The 20,546-nt window shown below is 38.5% G+C and carries 10 protein-coding genes; 1 reads left to right on the forward strand and 9 read right to left on the reverse strand.

From position 1 onward, the window contains the following. Positions 1 to 11: 11 nt before the first annotated feature. Positions 12 to 1,799 (reverse strand): SH3 domain-containing protein, encoded by a 1,788-nt coding sequence (locus ACM26V_RS15880; RefSeq protein ID WP_416147704.1) that lies wholly within the window; start codon positions 1,797 to 1,799, stop codon positions 12 to 14. A gap of 553 nt (positions 1,800 to 2,352) precedes the next feature. On the opposite strand from ACM26V_RS15880, the gene ACM26V_RS15885 reads away from it, so the two are divergent. Further along, positions 2,353 to 3,387, forward strand: a complete 1,035-nt coding sequence (locus tag ACM26V_RS15885; RefSeq protein WP_416147705.1) for an LCP family protein — start codon at positions 2,353 to 2,355, stop codon at positions 3,385 to 3,387. 260 nt (positions 3,388 to 3,647) lie between these two features. Here the strand turns inward: ACM26V_RS15885 and ACM26V_RS15890 are convergent, their stop codons facing one another. From ACM26V_RS15890 to ACM26V_RS15925, 8 genes are all read right to left on the reverse strand, one after another. Beyond that, positions 3,648 to 4,592, reverse strand: a complete 945-nt coding sequence (locus ACM26V_RS15890; protein ID WP_416147706.1) for an NAD-dependent epimerase/dehydratase family protein — start codon at positions 4,590 to 4,592, stop codon at positions 3,648 to 3,650. 36 nt (positions 4,593 to 4,628) lie between these two features. Continuing rightward, on the reverse strand, positions 4,629 to 6,041 hold the full coding sequence (locus tag ACM26V_RS15895; protein WP_416147707.1) for a sugar transferase: 1,413 nt from the start codon (positions 6,039 to 6,041) through the stop codon (positions 4,629 to 4,631). A 306-nt stretch (positions 6,042 to 6,347) separates the two neighbouring features. Further along, complete coding sequence (locus ACM26V_RS15900) at positions 6,348 to 10,124, reverse strand: peptidoglycan-binding protein (protein WP_416147708.1); 3,777 nt, start codon at positions 10,122 to 10,124, stop codon at positions 6,348 to 6,350. A 127-nt stretch (positions 10,125 to 10,251) separates the two neighbouring features. Then, on the reverse strand, positions 10,252 to 12,705 hold the full coding sequence (locus ACM26V_RS15905; RefSeq protein WP_416147709.1) for a peptidoglycan-binding protein: 2,454 nt from the start codon (positions 12,703 to 12,705) through the stop codon (positions 10,252 to 10,254). A 99-nt stretch (positions 12,706 to 12,804) separates the two neighbouring features. Then, positions 12,805 to 15,957 carry a peptidoglycan-binding protein gene (locus ACM26V_RS15910; protein ID WP_416147711.1) on the reverse strand — a complete coding sequence of 1,051 codons (3,153 nt, stop codon included), beginning with the start codon at positions 15,955 to 15,957 and terminating at the stop codon, positions 12,805 to 12,807. 119 nt (positions 15,958 to 16,076) lie between these two features. After that, positions 16,077 to 17,771: an acylphosphatase gene (locus tag ACM26V_RS15915; RefSeq protein WP_416147712.1), complete on the reverse strand. Its 1,695-nt coding sequence runs from the start codon at positions 17,769 to 17,771 to the stop codon at positions 16,077 to 16,079. 37 nt (positions 17,772 to 17,808) lie between these two features. Then, positions 17,809 to 18,864 carry a CapA family protein gene (locus tag ACM26V_RS15920; protein ID WP_416147713.1) on the reverse strand — a complete coding sequence of 352 codons (1,056 nt, stop codon included), beginning with the start codon at positions 18,862 to 18,864 and terminating at the stop codon, positions 17,809 to 17,811. Between the two features lie 42 nt (positions 18,865 to 18,906). Next, positions 18,907 to 20,541, reverse strand: coding sequence for an acylphosphatase (locus ACM26V_RS15925; protein WP_416147714.1), 1,635 nt, complete (start codon positions 20,539 to 20,541; stop codon positions 18,907 to 18,909). Between the last annotated feature and the right edge of the window lie 5 nt (positions 20,542 to 20,546).

Genomic DNA, 20,546 nt, shown 5'->3' on the forward strand with positions numbered 1-20,546 from the left:
TACCCTTTACGTTATTGGTAATACGCTTTAATACCACGAACAATTTCTCCAGCAAGCTTATCTTGTTGATTTAGAAGTTTATCTAAATCAGAAGGATTTGACATAAACCCAGGTTCAATCAAAACAGCTGGCATGTTTGGTCCTGTAAGAACTTGCAGATTACGCCGCACAATACCACGGTCACGCATATTCATCCCACTAGCGATCGCAGTTTGCAATTGTTGCGCCAATTTACGGCTTTCTGTTGGATACTTAGTTTCACTATAGAGAACTTCTACGCCGCTCGCAGCCGAGCTTGTAAATGAATTGGCGTGAATACTAATGAATAGGTCGGCATTCGCTTGATTTGCCAAATTCGCTCGCGTCCCAAATGCAATATAGCTATCATTCGTCCGGCTCATAGAAACTTTAGCACCTTCTCGTTCTAACGCTTGTTTCACTTTATTACTAAGGTTGAGCACAATTGTTTTCTCGTAAGTACTTCCATTAACCGCTCCTGGATCACGCCCTCCGTGTCCAGGGTCAAGGAAGATCGTTTTCCCATTGAGACTGCCTGATCCGGATCCGTTTGAGTTTGATGTTGCTGCAGCTACATATGAGCCATGGATATAACCCCATCCGCTACCAACTTTTATTTTCAACCAGTTACCTGATTTTTCGTAAATGTCGACTTTCGTTCCTCGACGTAAACTGCTAACAATCGACGAACTTGTTGAAGCAGAAGCTCTCACATTTAAGTTGCTTGCCGTTACTTCTCCAGTCTCGATGACTGATGAGGATGAATCCGTCCCTCCTGATGAACCTGATCCACTTGAGGCTTCTGTCACTTTTACGTAATTCCCGTGAATGTATCCTGTTCGGCTTCCAACTTTCACCTTGTACCAATTACCTGATTTTTCAAGAAGATCGACTTTTGTTCCTTTTCGTAAACTGCTAATGATCGAAGAATTCGTTGATGCAGATGCTCTAACATTTAAGTTACTTGCTGTTATCTCGCCGCTTCCAACGGTTGACGATGCATCCGTTCCTCCTGATGAACCTGATCCACTTGAAGCATTTGTTACATTGACATAACTTCCGTGAATGTAACCTGTTCGGCTTCCAACTTTAATTTCATACCAATTACCTGATTTTTCGAGGAGGTCGACTTTTGTCCCTTTTCGCAAACTGCTAATGATCGAAGAGTTCGTTGATGCTGATGCTCTGACATTCAGGTTGCTTGCCGTCACCTCGCCGTTTCCAATCGTTGACGATGAGTCCGTTCCTCCTGATGAACCTGATCCACTTGAAGTATTGGTTACTTTCACGTAATTCCCATGAATATAACCAGTTCTACTTCCTACTTTAATTTTATACCAACTTCCTGATTTTTCGAGTAAGTCGACTTTCGTTCCTTTTCGAATACTGCTAATGATCGAAGAACTCGTTGTCGCCGACGCTCTAACGTTAAGGTTAGTTGCTGTTACTTCCCCACTTCCGATCAATGACGAAGATCCAGAACTTGTTGACGAACTCGTCACTTTAACGTGGTCTCCATGGATGTAACCCCAGCGATTATTGTGGCGAACTTTGAACCAGTTACCCGTTTTTTCATGAAGGTCTACTTTTGTACCTCGTGTGTATCCACCAATAATACTCGCGTTTGTTGCTGGTTGTGAGCGAATATTTAATGATGAGGCCGTAATTTCCCCTTTGTCGACGGCATCGGCATATGTACTTTTTAGTGAACTTCCCGTCGTCTCGAACAAGACACTCGTAACCAAAATAATTGTAAGAAACCATAATATACCCTTTTTCACCGATACACCTCCTTCGTCAAAAAAATTTGTGCTTTAGTTTAAAATAAAGCTTCTAATAAAGAAATTTAACCGTAACTCAGAAAATACTTCCAAATTACGTCTAGTAAACTAGCTAATCCAAATAAAAAAACACCTAAACACGCCACACTGACAGGTGAACCCCATCGTAAATTTTTCATAAAATGATCCTCCAATGACAATGATTACATACATTTTACTCTATATTAATTCCTGTGTACATAGTACGATAATCTCTGTACAGTCGATTTTTTTCGTTTTAATATTACATATTTCATTATTTTTTTGTGAACGGAACTGATATAATCATTATGTGAAGAGACATTTTGCAGAAAAATCATATATCACATCTATCGCAACAATTGGTTTAAGAATTTGTAACTTTTCTATCTCATTTATCGTCAAATAATATGTCATCTTTTAGTATTTAAAAGTGGTATAATAAAAAAAAGAATTAGATTAGCATATAAACAACAAAATTAGTTCAAGCGATTCGTCATTCGTATTACATGAACGTTAAGGGGAGTGTCATTTTTTGACAGATTTTAAGCGAACAGAAAAAAAGAAGTCCAAGAGAAGAAGTTCACCATTTCGGCGATTTTTAAAATATATGTTATTTATTATACTTGGTTTAGCCATCATCGCAGGCGGTTTCGTCGGATATATGATTTGGGAAATATCAAGTGCTACAGAGAGTTCACAGCAAGAGCTTGATCGAGGAGAAAAATCGGAATTCCGAGAAGTTGTCGTCGATCCCGTCAATGACCCAATTTCCGTTCTTTTTCTTGGGTTAGATAGTCGTGAAGATGATTTATCAGGTAGAACGGATGCGATGATTCTAGCGACATTTAATCCTGATGAAAATTCGATTAAAATGATTAACATTCCTCGTGATTCTTATGTTGAAATCCCAGGAAGACAGAATATGGACAAAATCAACCATGCACATGCTTTCGGTGGCGTAAATATGACCCTTGACACCGTCGAGAATTTACTTAATATTCCTGTCGACTATGTCGTTTCATTAAATTTCACCGCATTTATGGAGATTGTTGATACGATTGGTGGCATCGAAGTGGATGTTGAGAAGCCAATTAGTGATACAGATAATGCCACGTATGGCACGATTGAAATTGATGAAGGTCTTCAGACGCTAAATGGAGAAGAAGCGCTAACGTATGCAAGGATGAGAAAACAGGATCCACGCGGCGATCTCGGCCGGGGCGATCGGCAAAAAGAAATTATAGAAGCAATTATTCGTCAATCGGCAAACTTTCGGACGATTACAAGGTTCGGCTCACTCGTCGATAGCCTTGAACGGAATCTTAGTATGAATCTTAGCTTCAGCAACTTAGTAAGTATGCATTCATATGCAGGAGAGCTGGACAATATAGAATCATTAACCTTTGATGGCGACAACGTCAGGATGAATGGTGTCTCTTACTACCAACTTAATGAGGTATCCGTCAACGAAATTTCTAGCATTTTCCGTGACCATTTAGAGATTGAATCGATGGAGCACTATGGTGAAAACTCTCCCGATAATCAAACTCAACTTGGGAGTGAATAACTTCAGAGAATATTATTTAAAGCGTGCCTCGATTTAATCGAGGCATGTTTTTTTGTGGGTTTTTTTGATTTGTAGCGACCGGAGAGATTTCTTATAATCTCTTTCTAGACACTCTCTTTTCCCTTTCCTTCTAGAGTGTCTTGATTCCTACACTCTCTCGTGAAGGGCACGCTATCCCTCAATTCATCCCTGACTCAACACCATTACACAAAAAAGCCAACTATCACCTGACTGGATCCAGGCAGTAGTTGGCTTTACGTTTAACTAAGTGATTTATAATATTCCACGGTTTCCCTCAGACCATCCTGTAAAGATGTTTGTGGCGACCAATCAAACGCATCTGAAAGTTTCTTGTTCGTCAGATAACTGTGCTTGATGTCCCCTTGCCTCTCTTCACGATAGATCGGCTTAAATGGTTGATCAACCGCCGAACAAAGAATTCGTAACAAATCTTCAATACTTGTCATCGTTTCTGTACTTACATTGTACACGCGATCGTGAGACGTCTTATCTGGCATATCAAGGCAGTTTGCAACGGCACTGACAACATCTTTCACGTAAATAAAGTCGCGCGTCTGTTGCCCATCTCCTTCAATCATAGGTGCCGAACCTGCTAATAATTGTTCAATAAAAATTGTGATCACACCTGCTTCCGTTGCGGCACTTTGCCTTGGGCCGAACACATTGGAGAAACGGAGAACTGATACATCGAGTCCATAAAGTCTGCCATACGCCTTGACATACTCTTCTCCAGAGAGCTTTGACACACCATAGGGAGAAAGCGGTGCGGGCGTAGCTTGCTCTGAGACAGGCAGTGATTCGACATGACCATATACCGCTGCTGATGAAGAAATCACAAAATTCGCTACATCGTGTTTACGTGCTTGTTCTAACACATTGACCGTTCCTAGTACATTTATATCCAAATCCATTTGTGGACTTTTTAATGAGGGTCCTACTTTACTCTGTGCAGCTAAATGAACAACCGAATCAATCGTCGGATACTGCCGAAACGTATCCATCACTATTTGTTCGTTTCTGACATCCCCTTCGATGAATGATACAAGCGGACTTGGGTTAATATTTTTTTTGTTTCCAGAAGAAAGATCATCAAGAATAATCACTTCATGGTCTCGCTCAACAAGCAGGTCTACCAAATGGGATCCAATAAATCCTGCTCCTCCGGTAACGAGTGTTTTTCTCATGATATGCTTCCCCCTCTTTTAAGGATTGTCTGTTGATCAGACATGTCTCCTCGAATTCCTTTTCTGTTCTATCTTTTCTTCGTTATTTTCGTTCGCATTATCGTTTTCCGAAGAAGATGTAACCTCTTCTCCCTCAGATTTAGACTTATCAAACACGACAAGGCACGTCTTTAAGATAATGATAATATCAAGCCATAGACTGTAATTCCGAATATAATAAAGGTCAAACCGTAGTTTATCATCAACTTGAGTCGTATATTTCCCCATTACTTGTGCGTATCCAGTGATCCCGGGTTGCACGCGATTGCGATAACCATAGTGATAATATTTTTGTGCAAGTTCTTTAATAAAAAATTCTCGTTCTGGCCTTGGACCTACAAGCGACATATCGCCCTTAATAACATTAAAGATTTGTGGGAGCTCGTCCAACCTCGTCGATCGAATAAATTTACCAACTTTCGTTATTCGTGTATCATTCGTCGATGCTAATACTGGTCCTGTCCCAGATTCTGCCCCACTGATCATCGAGCGAAATTTATAAATGGTGAATGGTTTATCGTGTTTTCCCAATCGTTCTTGCGAGTATATGATGTCACCTTTTCGATCTTCTAATTTAACTATGATTGCCACAAATAACAACACTGGCGAGATGATTACTAGAATCAATAAGGAAGCCACGAAGTCAAATAATCGCTTCACAAAAACTTTGTCCCATGTTAAGCCAAATGGTTTCACACCCATCACGAGCGTATCTTCGAGTGGTGAAATAGTCGCTCGTTGCAAGAGTAGTTCATACAACGTAGGAATGACGTAAACAACTTTATTTCGTTCCATTGCATGATAAATCACTTGTGATTTCGTTTCTTTCGATATATCTGTACACAACACAACATAGTCAGATTCCTCAAGTAAGAAGTCGATTTTTTCAATTGGCGTACTCTGTTGAATATGCTTTACATCCGTACCCTTAAGCATCGGATGTTTGATCTTATTTATTAATTTCTCTGTATTCCCTTCATTACCAATCAGTAGCACTTTCCCAACGACATTTCTTCTTGTTAGTTTTAAATACGCCACTTTGAACAAGAGTAATAATATCACCATGAAAATACTTGCAATTAATACAACCGAACGAGGCATTGCAAATTCACGGAATAAGTAAGAACCAGCCATCGTAAAAAAGCTCATCATCGCAACCGCGACGAGAATTTTCCTAAGAATATCACTGATTGAATTTTTTCGATCAAGCGAATACAGTTCATAGACAGAGATAAAGAACAGTCCTATTAGGAGGATCCACGGTAGTAAGGAGATAAACGCATCCCAGTTCCGGTTAGGAAAATCCAAATATCTGATGTAGAACGCACTAATATAAGCCATGAGAATGCAAAGTAAATCGCCTGAAATCAAAATAAATTTATGAACCCTTGAGTCGCCGATGTTCGTCATTTGGAAAACCTCTTTCTTTATCAGAAGCAAGAGTGTCTTAATTATCTACACGCAAGCTTAATGTAAACATTTCTCGACTTACATTATAATATTAACACAAAGGATTATCCACCATATTTGGAAATTGGTATATTTGAATGATATTTGTATTTTTCACATTAGAAAAACTTTGCCCTGTCTTTATCTTATACTTTCATCCTTTAGCGAAGTTAAACATCCTTAAAGTACAAAAAATACCCGAATAATGGACGTTTGTACAATCCATCATTCGGGTAAAACTTGCTTTGAAACTATTTAACTTTGAAATTATCGATACTTCGGTATGTCAAATACCATCATAGGTTGTTCTAACTGATTATACATCGACTTGATAGTAGCAACTTGTTTCGCCGCCCAAGCCATATCTGTTGCATATTGTGGATATCCTGGGTTAGCTGGATTCCAACGCATTTTGTAAATTGTGTTTTGACCATATGCATTATGGATATAACGTTCACCAATAAATTTGGCTCCTCCTACAATTGCTGATTCAGGAGTAAACCAACCTTCTTCATAAGCTCTTACTGCTCCTGCCCGATGAGCATCACTATCAAAGGCTCCGATCCCAAACATATTATATGTTGTTTTCGTATCAGTTAAGTTATTTTTATTGCTTGGAGTCTCAAGTACCAATGTACCATTAGAATTCTTACCTACTCTTACTCCAGTTGATAGTTGAGACGAACCACTTCCTGTTTCCAAGAAAGCATGTGAAATTAAGTAAATTTCATTTACACCATGTTCCCTTGCTCCTTGGATAAAAGCAGCGCCTTTGCCGTGTAATATCCCTCGATCATTAAGGATGTTGTTAATTTGACTACTAGATACTTCCGGACTCGATGAAAGCACTAGGTGTTGAAAGATATCTTGTTTTTCAGGATCAAAATATTCCTTAGCTTCATTGCGTTTCGCATTGCGCCAAGTTCTGACGGATAATTGTGTCCAAGTACTCCCTCTTTGCACAATAGAAAACTCACTTCCACTCGATGCTCTATAGAAGATATGACTATTTGTGCTGTTAGACTGGTAAATATTCGAAGCTGTTTTTAATTTTGCATAAGAGCCTCCGTCTTTACTAGCTAACGAGCTATGGACATACAATGTTTTACCGTCATATCTAATTTCATACCAATCACGGCTTCCACCAACTGAGTTGCCTCTAACTGTTTTAATATAATCAAATGTTGTGCCATTAGATAGATTTGCTTCAATATTACCACTTCCAGATCCAGAATCAGGTTCTGTTCTAACGTTCACACCACTACCAGTAATAGCACCTCGTTCAAAGAAGTCTAAATTAGATGTCCGAACAAACCCCGGATCATTTCTGTATTTATCTGTCTGAGGCGGAGGATTCATTGACATTTGTATATCTAATGCATCCTCTAAAGAAATAGGATACTCCGTATAAAGTGTGATCGGTTGTCTTTCAAATGTACTTTGTAAGACACGAATCGTCACTTCATCCAAAATCCCACTGACAGGTAGTCCCATGTCTTCTTGGAATTGTTTCACTTTTTGTTCAGTAAAATCTCCAAACGTTTCACTAATGGAGATATACCCGTATCCAATGTCATTCAACTGTTCTTTAAACCCAATCATATCGGGATGACTTTTGCCTACTTGGTAAGGACTGTTGAATACATCATTGATTTTTCGTCTTGTCGGTTCATCCGCAATCCCATTAACAGCTAAATCAAAGTGCCCTTGGAATTCTTCAACTTTTTGTTTCATATAAGATCCAAAAAGAGTCGTTTCACTGATGTAACCAAAACCAAGGTGATTTAATTTCTGTTTCAATGCCGGTGTATCATCATGCCTGTTCCCTTCACTGAAAGGGCTATTCAGTACATCATTGATTTTTTGCTGTGTTGGTTCATCTAACATCCCATTTACTATTAAACCATAGTAATCTTGGAACTGTTGTACTCTCAAAGTAGTAAAGGAACCAAAGTAATCTGATATTAGAATTTCACCAAATCCTAGTTGATTCAATTTTTCTTTTAAAGCAGGAAGATCACTATGACTTCGACCTTGTTGTAATGGGCTGTCTAATAATTCTTCGATCTTGTGTAAGGTAGCTAAATTCGCTTTTCCCGTAGCATCCAAACCATAATATTCTTGGAAACTACGAACTTGTTGAGCCGTAAATGAACCATACAAGTCCGATACAAGAATGTTTCCGAAACCTAGCTTATTTAAACCTTCCTTCATCTCAATAACTCCAGGATTCCGGTTACCTTCTGTAAAACCTTTTTCAAAAGTGCGATCAATCGCAGCTTTCGTTTTATCATCAATCATTCCGCTAACAGGAAGGCCATGATCGTCTTGAAATGAGCGTACACGCGATGCCATCCATGAGCCGTAGTTTTCAGTCACAACGATATGACCATAGCCTGTCCAGTTCAATTTGTGTTTAATGTCAATTAAGTCTTGATGACTTCGACCTTGTTGTAAAGGTGTGTCTAACAATTCCTCAATTTTGTCCAATGTAGCTTGAACTGATGTTCCCAATCCATAGTAGTCTTGGAAACTAGCAACTTGCCGAGCGGTGAAGGATCCAAATAAATCGGACACGAGAATGTTCCCAAAGCCCAGTTTATTTAATCCTTTTTTCATCTCAATAACTCCTGGATTACGCTTACCTACTGTGAATCCCTGTTCAAATGTGCTTTCGATTGCGGCACGCGTTTTATCATCGATGATGCCACTCACTGGTAAGTCATGGTCTCGCTGAAATGACCGTACTCGTGATGCCATCCATGAACCATAGTTTTCAGTCACTACAATATGACCGTAGCCTGTCCAATTTAACTTTTCCTTAATCTCAATCAAATCATTATGACTACGCCCTTCTTGCAATGGACTGTCAAGTAGGTCATTCATCTTCGCCCAAGTTGCATCTGTAGCAATTCCTGTAGGGCTAAGACCGTACGTTTCCTGAAAAGCTGCGACTTGATGTTTCGTGAACGAACCATACAAATCTGATACAAGAATCGGTCCAAACCCTAAACGATTTAGTCCTTCTTTTAGTTCAACCGTGTCAGGATGACGGATACCTTCTTGAAAAGGTGTATCCAAAATATCTTCTAACTTTTTCAACGTTTCGATATTCGCTTCACCTGTCACTTCCAATTCGTAATGCTCTTGGAATTGACGAACGCGAGTTGACGTAAAGGAACCATAAAGGTCTGATACGAGAATGCCGCCAAAACTTGTTTGATTTAACATCTCTTTTAAATCTACGATACTCGCATGTCTATTGTTGACTTTGAAAATACTAGCGAATGTCTCATTAATCTTCGCTTCCGTGACAGGCTCAATAATTCCACTAACAGCGAGATTATGATCTCGCTGGAACGCTTCTACACGTGACTCCATCCACGAACCAAAGTTTTCCGTCACTAAGATATGACCGTAGCCTATCCAGTTCAGCTTAACTTTGAAATCAGCTAAGTTTGCGTGACTTTTTCCATTTTGATATGGATGATCCAAAATACTATCAAGCTTCTCAAAAGTTGCTTCATCTGCAATTCCTGTCACTGGTAATCCGTAATAGTCTTGGAATGCACGAACTTGTGTTTCAGTGAAGTTCCCAAAATAATCGGTGACAAGAATTGTTCCGAAGCCAATCTGGTTCAAGCCCTCTTTCAAGTCAATGATCCGCTCATGGTTATCTCCGACTTTGAAATCTGAATTGGACGTAGCATTCATCACTTTCATTTCCGAATCTTCATTCTCATTCTCGGAGTCTACTTGAGTGTCACTTTCACCTTGACTTTCAACAGTCTCTTCGTCAATTTCCTCTTCTGAACCCTGATCTTCTGGTTCATTCGACTCGGCGTCCTCTTCAACATCTCCTTTATCTTCTTTAGGTTCTGTTGTTTCCTCATCTGTTTCTTGACTGTCTGAATCGCTTGAATCATTTACTTCGTTGCTTTCTTCCACCACTTGTCCATTATCCTCTGCGATACTACTACCTGGAAAAATGACTATAGCGAATAGAGTCAAAAATGTAAATAATATTATATTCTTCCATCTCACTAACTGCGACACCCCCTATTAGTTCTTACATAGTCTATTATCGGTAGAATCTTTTCCAAAATCAAGTAGCTATTGAAAAATACTATGAATGATTTTCCATTCATAGTATCATCTATCCTTCTAGTATTTATCTTCCGATGAACATTTGCGTCCAATAGTGCGTGTATTCTCCACCAACATCATAGCCTACACCAATATGCGTAAATGATGAATTCATAATATTAAACCGATGTCCTGGAGACTCCATCCATGCAGTGACTACACGAGAAGGTGACGAATGTCCAGCAGCAATATTTTCCCCAGCATACCGGTATGGCACGCCAAACTCGGTTAACATGTCAAATGGTGTGCCATATTGAGGGCTTTCATGATTAAAGTAACCATTTACAATCATATCATTTGATTTTTCTCTTGCTACATTGGAAACATGTTGATCGATGAGTAATGACGACAAACCTTCTTTTTCTCTTTCAATATTGGTTAAGAGTACTACTTCCAATTCAAATTCCGACAAACTAGATAATTGATTTAACAAGTCCATCGTTGGTTCGTCAGCAATACCATTTACTACTAACCCATAACTGGCTTGAAATTTCTTCAATTGTTGTTCTGTAAATTCTCCATAATAATCAGACACGATAATTTTACCAAAACCTAAGCTGTTCAGTTTATTTTTGATATCTATTGTGTCCTCATGATGCTTTCCAACGCGGAAGGGGCTGTTAAACACTTCTTCAATTTTTGTTTTAGTCGGTTCATCAAGAATACCATTCACTCGCAAGCCGTAGTACTCTTGAAGTTCTTTGACTTTCTGCTCCGTATACGAGCCGAAAAGTGTCGTCACAGTAATATAACCAAAACCAATATCATTCATTTGATCCTTAATGTTTAGCAAGTCATCATGACGCTTCCCTGGTTGAAAAGGGGTATCTAGAAGCTCGTTAATTTTGTTCAACGTCGCTAAATCAGCTTGTCCTACTGCTTCCAAACCATAGTATTTTTGGAAACTACGAACTTGTTGAGCAGTAAAAGAGCCATACAAATTGGACACGAGAATGTTCCCGAAGCCTAGTTTGTTCAACCCTTCTTTCATCTGTATTACTCCAGGGTTACGATTACCTTCTGCAAAGCCCTGTTCGAATGTACTTTCGATAGCGAGTTGTGTTTTTTCATCGATAATCCCATTCACTGGTAGGTCGTGATCTTGTTGGAATGATCGTACGCGTGACTCCATCCAAGAACCATAGTTCTCCGTCACTAAGATATGACCGTATCCTGTCCAATTCAACATCTGCTTTAAGTCAATCAAATCTCCATGACTACGTCCTTTTTGAAGAGGACTATCTAATAGTTCATTCAATTTCGTCCACGTCGCATCATTTGCAATCCCCGTTAATTGGAGACCGTAAGCTTCTTGAAACGCTGTAACTTGATGTTTCGTAAAGGAACCATACAAATCCGATACAAGGATTGGCCCAAACCCTAAACGATTCAATCCTTCTTTCAGTTCAATCGTATCAGGGTGACGATTCCCTACTCTAAAAGGTGTATCTAACACGTCCTCTAACATTTTTATCGTTTCTAGATTTGCTTCACCTGTTGCTTCCAACTCGTAATGCTCTTGGAATTGACGAACACGAGTCGACGTATAGGAACCATAAAGGTCCGATACAAGAATGCCCCCAAAGCTTGTTTGGTTTAACAACTCTTTCAAATCTACGATACTCGCATGTCTATTGTTGACTTTAAAAATATTAGCGAATGTTTCGTTCATATTCGTTTCTGTGATAGGTTCAATAATTCCACTAACTGCAAGACCATGATCTCGTTGGAAAGCTTTTACACGTGACTCCATCCAAGAACCAAAGTTTTCTGTCACTAGGATATGACCGTAGCCCATCCAGTTCAGCTTTACTTTTAAGTCAGCTAAGTTTGCGTGACTTTTACCTTTTTGATATGAATGATCGAAGACACTTTCAAGCTTTTCAAATGTCGCTTCATCTGCTATTCCTGTCACAGGTAAGTCGTAATAATCTTGGAAAGCTCGTACTTTTGTTTCAGTGAAGTTGCCAAAATATTCGGTGACAAGGATCGTTCCAAATCCAATCTGGTTCAAACCCTCTTTTAATTCAATGATGCGTTCGTGACGATCACCAAACTCAAAGTCTGAATTTTTCGCAGGGGTTTCGTCTTCCTCGTCCCCTTCCATTTCGTTTCCTGATTGATCATTTTCCGAATCGTCGGTATTTTCTTCTACCGAACTTTCCTCGTCCACCTCATTATCCGCTGAATCTCCTTCGGCTTCAGTAGGCTGTTCTTCGAGTTCTTCATCCCCATCTTCTACTGGCATTTCAGGTTCTGATGGCTCATCTTCGTGTTCTTTATTTTCATTTTCTGCTGGTTCTGTTATTTCAGATGTTTCTTCATCTGAGTTTTCTTCTAGTAATTCTTCTACTATTTCTTCATTACTATTATTAGACTCATTATCTACTGGGCTATTTGCATAACCAGTTTCCATGTTTGTAAATGACTGAAAAATAATAAAGGCGAATAATATAAACATCATTTTTTTAAATGGCATATTCATACATCTCCTATTCCATGTTAGCACTCTATTTTATAATGTTTGAACAGCATGTAATGTGTGAATATTTTTATCTTTTTACCATCGCACTCATTGTTAATATCTTGCCATATTAGCGGTATAAAGACCTACTAACCTATTTTGATTCCAAATGTTATTCCAATTGCTTAACGGAACAGGACGATTTCCCACGTATGGTGAAATTTCTGGCGTTAATGCTGGAATTCTTTTGTTCAAAATAACCCAATCTGTTAGACCTCCTCCGCCTGGGCTAGCTTGTAAATTGATAACATTATACCCTGTTAATGATGATACACCGTTCGCTATCGACTGTGAATAGGGATATGATACATTATATCTTGTGAAAAGAACTTCTCCAGACGAATGATAAGAAAGGACTGCCCGAAAATTGTGGTCGTTAATAAAGTCGTAAACTGCCTTTGTTTCAGGTTCAGATAAGGGATTTGGCCCTTTATATAGTTCACTCCCTGGACTACTTGCCGTGTTAACGATAGTGTCCCATCGTGCCGGATATTGTCTATTTAAATCGACTCCGCGGACATTGGCTTTCCAATGGCGGAAATTAGTACTACCATTATTTAACGCAATCGCGGCAGATGGATTATTCGCTGAAGATGCACCTTCTTGAACAAGCATGACTCCATCAGGGTTAACCATTGGCACAAACCATATTGAAACATCATTGAGAACCCACCTAACATTGTAATTTCCCATGTTTGTATGAGCAGAATAGTGGTGTGCATATTCGTCCATCATTTTCATCATTAGATTTGTGGTCATGTGTTCTCTAGCATGATGGGAGCCATTAAAAAATACTTCACGGCTACCTTTACCCACTTTAACTGCAACGATATCTCTTCCGTCAACTGATTTGCCAATGACTTTTTTCTCCGTTAATCCTGAATATTGTTTCAATAGTTTGTCTATATCCGTCAACATCTGATTGTATGAATAGGTACTTCGTCCATTAACAATTAAAGGGCTATTTCTTGGAATTTGATAACGCTCGTAACGGTCTAACAACTGTCTTGTTTCTTTTTCAATAATTCCACTAGCAGGAATATTATGGTCTTTCTGAAACTCTATCACTTTAGATTCTGTGAAACTACCAAAATAGTTTGTCACAGATATAGAACCATAACCAATTGCATTTAAAGTCCGTTTAAATCCAGGTATATTTGAGTGCGTTTTTCCTAATTGGTATGGCGAATTATAAATTTCATTTATTTTTTCCCAAGTAGGCTCATCTGCAATTCCATTTTCGACAAGTCCATAATGTTTTTGGAAGTCAATTACTTTTTTTTCTGTAAACGACCCATATAGATCTGACACTAATATATTTCCAAATCCGATTCGATTTAGTCGCTCTTTCAAAGCAATTGTTTCCTCGTCCCTGATCCCCTGTCTATGCGGACTGTTAAACACGTCATTGATTTTGGTTTGCGTAGGATCATCAAGAATGCCATTCACTCGTAAACCATAATAATCTTGAACATCTCTGACCTTCTGATCCATATACGAACCGAAAAGCGTTGTCACCGTAATATAACCAAAGCCTATTTGATTCATTTGTTCCTTGATGGCTGGAATATCACTATGTCGGTTCCCTTCTTGGAAAGGACTGTCTACCAACTCATCTATCTGTTTCAAGGTTGCTAAATTGGCTTGCCCTGTAGATTGCAATCCATAGTAATCTTGAAAACTCGTAACTTGTTTAGCAGTGAAAGATCCGTACAAATCTGAAACGAGGATGTTCCCAAACCCTAACTTGTTCAAGCCTTCTTTCATTTGACGAACTCCAGGGTTACGGTTCCCTTCTTTAAACCCTTGCTCAAATGTGCGCTCGATAGCCGTTCGTGTTTTATCATCAATGATGCCACTCACTGGTAGGCCATGATCTTTCTGAAATGACTCTACGCGTGATGCCATCCATGAACCATAGTTCTCAGTTACTAAAATATGGCCGTATCCAGTCCAATTCAACTTGTGCTTCAAGTCTATCAAGTCGTTATGACTCTGACCTTCTTGAAGGGGACTGTTTAATAGTTCATTCAATTTCGCCCATGTCAACTCATGTGCGATCCCCGTTGGTCGGAGTCCGTACGTGTCTTGAAATGCCGCTACTTGTTGTTTCGTAAAGGAACCATATAAATCTGAAACTAGAATTGTTCCAAACCCTAATCGATTTAATCCTTCCTTCAATTCGATTGTATCGGGATGACGGCGCCCTTCTTGAAATGGCGTGTCCAACACTTCTTCCAACTTCTTCAACGTTGCCAGATTTGCTTCGCCTGTCGCTTCCAAGCCGTAGTACTCTTGGAATTGGCTGACTCTAGTGGCCGTGTATGATCCATACAAATTTGAGACTAGAATGCCTCCAAAACTCGTTTGGTTCAGCATATTTTTTAATTCTATAATACTTTCATGTCGATTGTTTTGTTTAAATATACTAGCGAATGTTTCGTTTAGCGCGGCTTCTGTGATAGGTTCAATAACTCCACTGACAGCAAGGTTATGATCTTGTTGGAATGCTTTCACGCGTGAATCCATCCATGATCCAAAGTTTTCTGTCACTAAGATATGACCGTAACCCATCCAGTTCAATTTCACTTTAAAATCAACTAAGTCAGCGTGACTTTTTCCTTCTTGATATGGATGATTTAAGACACTATCTAGCATGTCAAATGTCTCTTCATCTGCAACTCCTGTCACTGGCAAACCGTAATATTCCTGGAACGAACGAACTTGCGTTGCTGTAAAATTGCCAAAATATTCGGTGACAAGAATCGTCCCAAATCCTATCTGATTCAAACCTTCTTTCAATTCGACGATTCGCTCGTGACGATCGCCAAACTCAAAATCTGAGTTGACCTGAGGAGCCTCTTCTTCTGGATCGGCTTCCGGTTCGTCTACAGACTGAATTTCCAAATCATTTGCATCTTCTGATTCTGAAGTCGAATCTTCAATCTCTACTTCAAGTTCATCACCGTCTTGGCTCGAAGTAGGTTCGTTTTCTTCTAGATTCTCTTGATTTTCGATAATATCATCGCTGTCATTTGTTTCTGAGTTCACTTGATTAATATTTTCAGGTTCTTCCTGATTTACTTGCTTTTCTTCTTCCTCATTAGTCTCGATCTGTCCCTTCTCATTCAACTCTTCCGCTAATATACTTTGAGGTATTAATAAAAGTGCAAGCATTACCAAAATTATGTATTTTATTTTCTGCAAAATTTCCCAACCCCTCACCGTTTTTATTGCACATTGTAATCGGTCCACCCGTAGTTGTTATCATTCGGAATGTCCCGTTCATATAGTAATTATGAACGGGACATTCCTTTCTAGCCTACTTATTTTGTCTTTTTAAAAGATTTCGCTAAATCGCTTAATGAACGTATCGGACGAGTCACCCTCCAAAGCGTACTTTTTTCAATCTCGTTGTACTTTTTCTTATATAAGTCTCTTTCTTTCTCTACAGAATGTGTTTTTCTTAATGAATGTTTCTTTACATTTGGATTCTTTTTAAATACTTCTTCCAATTTGACTGGCTGATAGCCTTCAACTTCACCAGTTTTCGAATGACTCTTTTGAGGGCGGGGAGAATCTTTTTTAACCGATTGACCCGCTGAGCCTATCTCAAACCCAATTCTAACCGGTTTGTCCCAATTTTTTTCATCTACCGCCTTAACTTTTGATTTGTTTGGACTTTGTTTTTTGACAATGTCTCTAAATTTAGTTATCGAATCGTTTGGACCAGAAACGACAATTGACGTTTCTCCATTAGTGAGTTTTTTTACATATCCATGCAAATTTAATTTCAATGCCTGCCCACGAACCCATTTCTGATAGGCTTCATTTAGTCTTTCACCTTTTATTCTAAATCGTGTCGAGGTCAGTTCACCTTCAGGAATTTTCGGTACAGTAAACTCTTCACAAACACCTCTGTTTAGCGCATCAAAAATTGTTTTAAAGTCGAAGTAAAAGGCTACGTTGGTGTTAAATTCTGCTTGTTTCGTTTCTGGAAAGTAGTAATCAACGACATGTTTTGGAATGTCTCTTGCCTTCCCCTCCATCGGGAACAAGTGAGCGGTAATATGCGGTCTAGAATTCACTTCAAGAACGACACCAGTCCCTTTGTCTTGATCGATAATCATATCTACACCACATTGAACGAGTCCTGGAATAGATTTGGCAGCATCAATCGCAATTTGCTTCAATTCATCGCTAATATCATCAGTGACATCAATTGGGTCACCACCAGAAGAGACGTTGTTCTTCGTTTTTAAATAGACAATTTCACCCATTGGTGGAACGCTATCGAGTGTGTACCCTTTCGAACGAAGCAGAGTATCTGATTCTTTATCAACTGTTATTGGTCGGTTACTTAATGCTGGTGTTTTTGTCCGTTCTAAGTTTTTGTCTTCTAACAGTTGATTTATCGTATCCTTACCGTTTCCAATAACATTAGCTGGAATTTTCTTAAAAGACGCGACAACTTGATCATCTATCACATACATCCGATGATCTTCCCCTGTTGCAAACTTCTCCACAATTAATTCCGAAAACTTCAAATCATATTTTACGTAAGATAACGCTTCTTTGAATTCATCTTCATTTTTTATATTTGCAATTACCCCTGCTCCAGCAGTGCCATTTGAGGGTTTCAAAACAACCGGATAACCAAGTTCACTCGCATAACGAGTAATTGACTCATCTTTAACATCATTTCCAAATGTTTCTCCGTCTGGTGTAGGAACACCGGCTTTAATGAGATTATCTTTGGTTAACTGCTTATTTAGGCAAATTTTTGTGGCTGATCTCGGTATTGCATCTCCTTTAACGACAGAAAAAAAATGTTCATTTCCATCGTTAGACAAAGAATATTCTACCTCTGATCTTCTTCTATTTCGATTTACAAATTTTAACTTCAATCCTCTTCGCCAACCTTCAAGAGCTAAACTGTACATGCTGACAGAATACCCATGTGCTTCCAAAGGAATCGAGTTCTCAAGTTGAGGTAGGTACGTCACTTTTCTTTCTTTCATAATTACCATCCTTTTATAGTTTCATTTATGATCTATATCACGTTACGTCAAATTCAGGAATCCATTTTTTTAAATGATTTGTAATTTTGTCATATACTTGTTGCGATTCAAAGTCACCCATGTGCGTTTTTATAATTTCTCTTTCAGCGACGACATCTTTCAACAAATGCAGTTTAAACGTTTTATCGTCTGTACTGTCTACATAGGTCAATTGCATAGTAGGTTTACCGATTTTTAGTAGCGGACTTTCATCAGAAGGCTTTTCAATATCAATTGTTAAGTATCCTCCTATTTGTCGATAGATTCCTTTTTGTCCCGAGAAGAAATTTCCTAATGAATAAATCGCAAAAGATTCTGTTCCTCTTGAATTAAATATGTATTCAGGTGGTTGCAATACGTGTGGATGGTGTCCTAATATGACATCTGCACCGGCATCAGAGATGGTAGCTGTAATTTCTTTTTGGTCAGCTGTCGGAAGCATATGGTATTCTTTTCCGTAATGTATCGATACAACGATAACATCTGATAACCCTTTCGCTTTCAAACTTCTAATAAATTTGGCGATCTTTGTTACAGTCGCTCCCTCAAATGAATCTACTAAATATTCCTTCCCTTTTGGAATTTTCATTCCTGCCATTCTTTTCGTGTAAGATAGGAAACATACACGTAAACCATTCTTATTAAAAATACGAAGAGTCTGTTGATCTTCAAGCGAATTGTATGCTCCTACATAAGGAAGACCAATTTCATTCCAGTTATCGATCGACTTTAATATCCCTTTTTCTCCTTTATCAAGGATGTGGTTATTTGCCAAGTTAACAATATCAACACCATATTCTTTTAGAAGGTAGCCGATTTCTACAGGACTGTTAAAATTAGGATAGTTGGATAGGCCTAGTTCTACTCCTCCGATAATTGACTCTTGGTTAACTATTTTCAAATCGCCTTTTTCAAATAAAGGCCTCGCTTCATTCATTAACTCACTAAAATCGTATCCTGATTCTCCTCTTTTTTTAGCTTTCTTGTAAACTCTATCATGAAGTAACACATCTCCAGTGGCGGCCAATGTTATTTTTTTACTGTTGTTACCCATCAAAACATCTCCTTTTAGAAAGTACTTACATATAATATCGGACTAAGATCTATTCATTTTATTTTTCATATTTCGAATTGCACCGCTTAATTTCCATGAACTACTCGAAACAATATTAAGATTATCTTTTTCTAAGTTGTAAACTTCCTTAGTGAGCTTTTTATGTTCTCTTCTCAGTCTTTTTAGTGCTTGATTGACACTTTCTTTTTTACTCACATTAAAGTTTTCATTGATTTCAAAACCAACTTTAATTGGGTCTTTCCAAGACTCTTCATGAATCTTTTCCACTTTTGCAAGATGCTTTATTTCTTTAATATACGTTTTAAAATCAGTTAGTTTTTCTTTTTGATCAGATCCAACTATTAAATCAATTTCACCATTAAAATTTTTGTTAATTCCTCCGTGAATGCCATTGGTTTGCGCATAGATGCTAATAGCATGATGAAAGCTTTGCCTATTTACTTCTCCAGTTAACGTATATTTCTTTCTAAATAATTCACCTTTAGGAGCCTGACAAATTTGTACCTCTATTGCAGAACGATTCTCCAATGGCTCCATTGCTGTTAGCAAGTCAAAATAAACAGTTGATTTTGACGTGTCTATACCTTGTGTTTCAGGGAAGTAGTAGTCTATAATCGCCTTTGGGATATCTCGAGCTTTACCTCTTAGTGGATATAGGATACCTCCAATTTGTGCTGTTGCATTAAGTTCAATAACAACTGCAGATTCTTCAAGTGGCTTTGTATCATCCACAATAATATCAACGCCACCGTGATGGAAACCAGGCACCGCTTTGACTGCATCAATCGCTACTTTTTTATAATACTCAGGTATTTCATCAGTTACATCGATTGGATCTCCACCAGAAGAGACATTTGTCTTTTCTCGCAAATAAATTTTCTCCCCTTTTGGAGGAACACTTTCATAGTTATACCCTGCTTTTTCTAGAAACTCTTCTATCTCGACGTCAAATTCGATTAAACAGCTATGCAGTCTTGCATTTTTCTTTCTTTCTATATTTTTCAACGAAATAAGTTCTTCAATTGTATGAACACCGTCTGCTTTAATATTTGCAGGAACACGGTTATACGCTGCGATCACTTTGTCTTCGATCACATACACCCGGTATTCCAGACCTTGTTTATGTTCTTCTAGAACAACTTCAGCATATTCGAGTTGATTTCGAACGTAATTGATCGTTTTTCTTAAATGTTTCTCTGATTCAATGTTTGTTACAACACCGTAACCTAAACTACCGTTCGTTGGTTTTAATACGACAGGGTAATTCAATTTCTTGGCTGCTTCGACGATGTCGTCTTCACTATGACTTGCATCAAATCCAAATCCTTTCGGAATAGGGATACCTGATTTTTCCAACCAGACTTTCGTTAAGTCTTTATCTGAACCAATTTCCACCGCTTCACTCGTAACTTTATCTCCTCTCGTGCGAAAGAAATAATGTGTTTTCGTATCTGAAGTCAACGAAAATAATCTACCTGGGGGATTCACTCCAAAAATGACCATATCTTTAAACTTTTCACTGTCTTTTGTATACCATTTTAATGTCAGCCCTCGTCGCCACCCTTCAAGGGCAACTGTATAAGCGCATAGTCGTGTTTTCCTTGCACTGTTCACGATATCATTTGTTAAATGTGGCAATGTGATTGCTTGGTTCATCGTTT

The organism is Salipaludibacillus sp. HK11 (genome assembly GCF_047795645.1).
Lineage (GTDB): Bacteria > Bacillota > Bacilli > Bacillales > Salisediminibacteriaceae > Salipaludibacillus.

Bases quoted from the DNA above. Each gene is read 5' to 3' on its own strand.
- ACM26V_RS15890 (WP_416147706.1), bottom strand. From the start codon at position 4,592: ATGAGAAAAACACTCGTTACCGGAGGAGCAGGATTTATTGGATCCCAT.
- ACM26V_RS15895 (WP_416147707.1), bottom strand. From the start codon at position 6,041: ATGACGAACATCGGCGACTCAAGGGTTCATAAATTTATTTTGATTTCA.
- ACM26V_RS15905 (WP_416147709.1), bottom strand. From the start codon at position 12,705: ATGCCATTTAAAAAAATGATGTTTATATTATTCGCCTTTATTATTTTT.
- ACM26V_RS15915 (WP_416147712.1), bottom strand. From the start codon at position 17,771: ATGAAAGAAAGAAAAGTGACGTACCTACCTCAACTTGAGAACTCGATT.
- ACM26V_RS15920 (WP_416147713.1), bottom strand. From the start codon at position 18,864: ATGGGTAACAACAGTAAAAAAATAACATTGGCCGCCACTGGAGATGTG.
- ACM26V_RS15925 (WP_416147714.1), bottom strand. From the start codon at position 20,541: ATGAACCAAGCAATCACATTGCCACATTTAACAAATGATATCGTGAAC.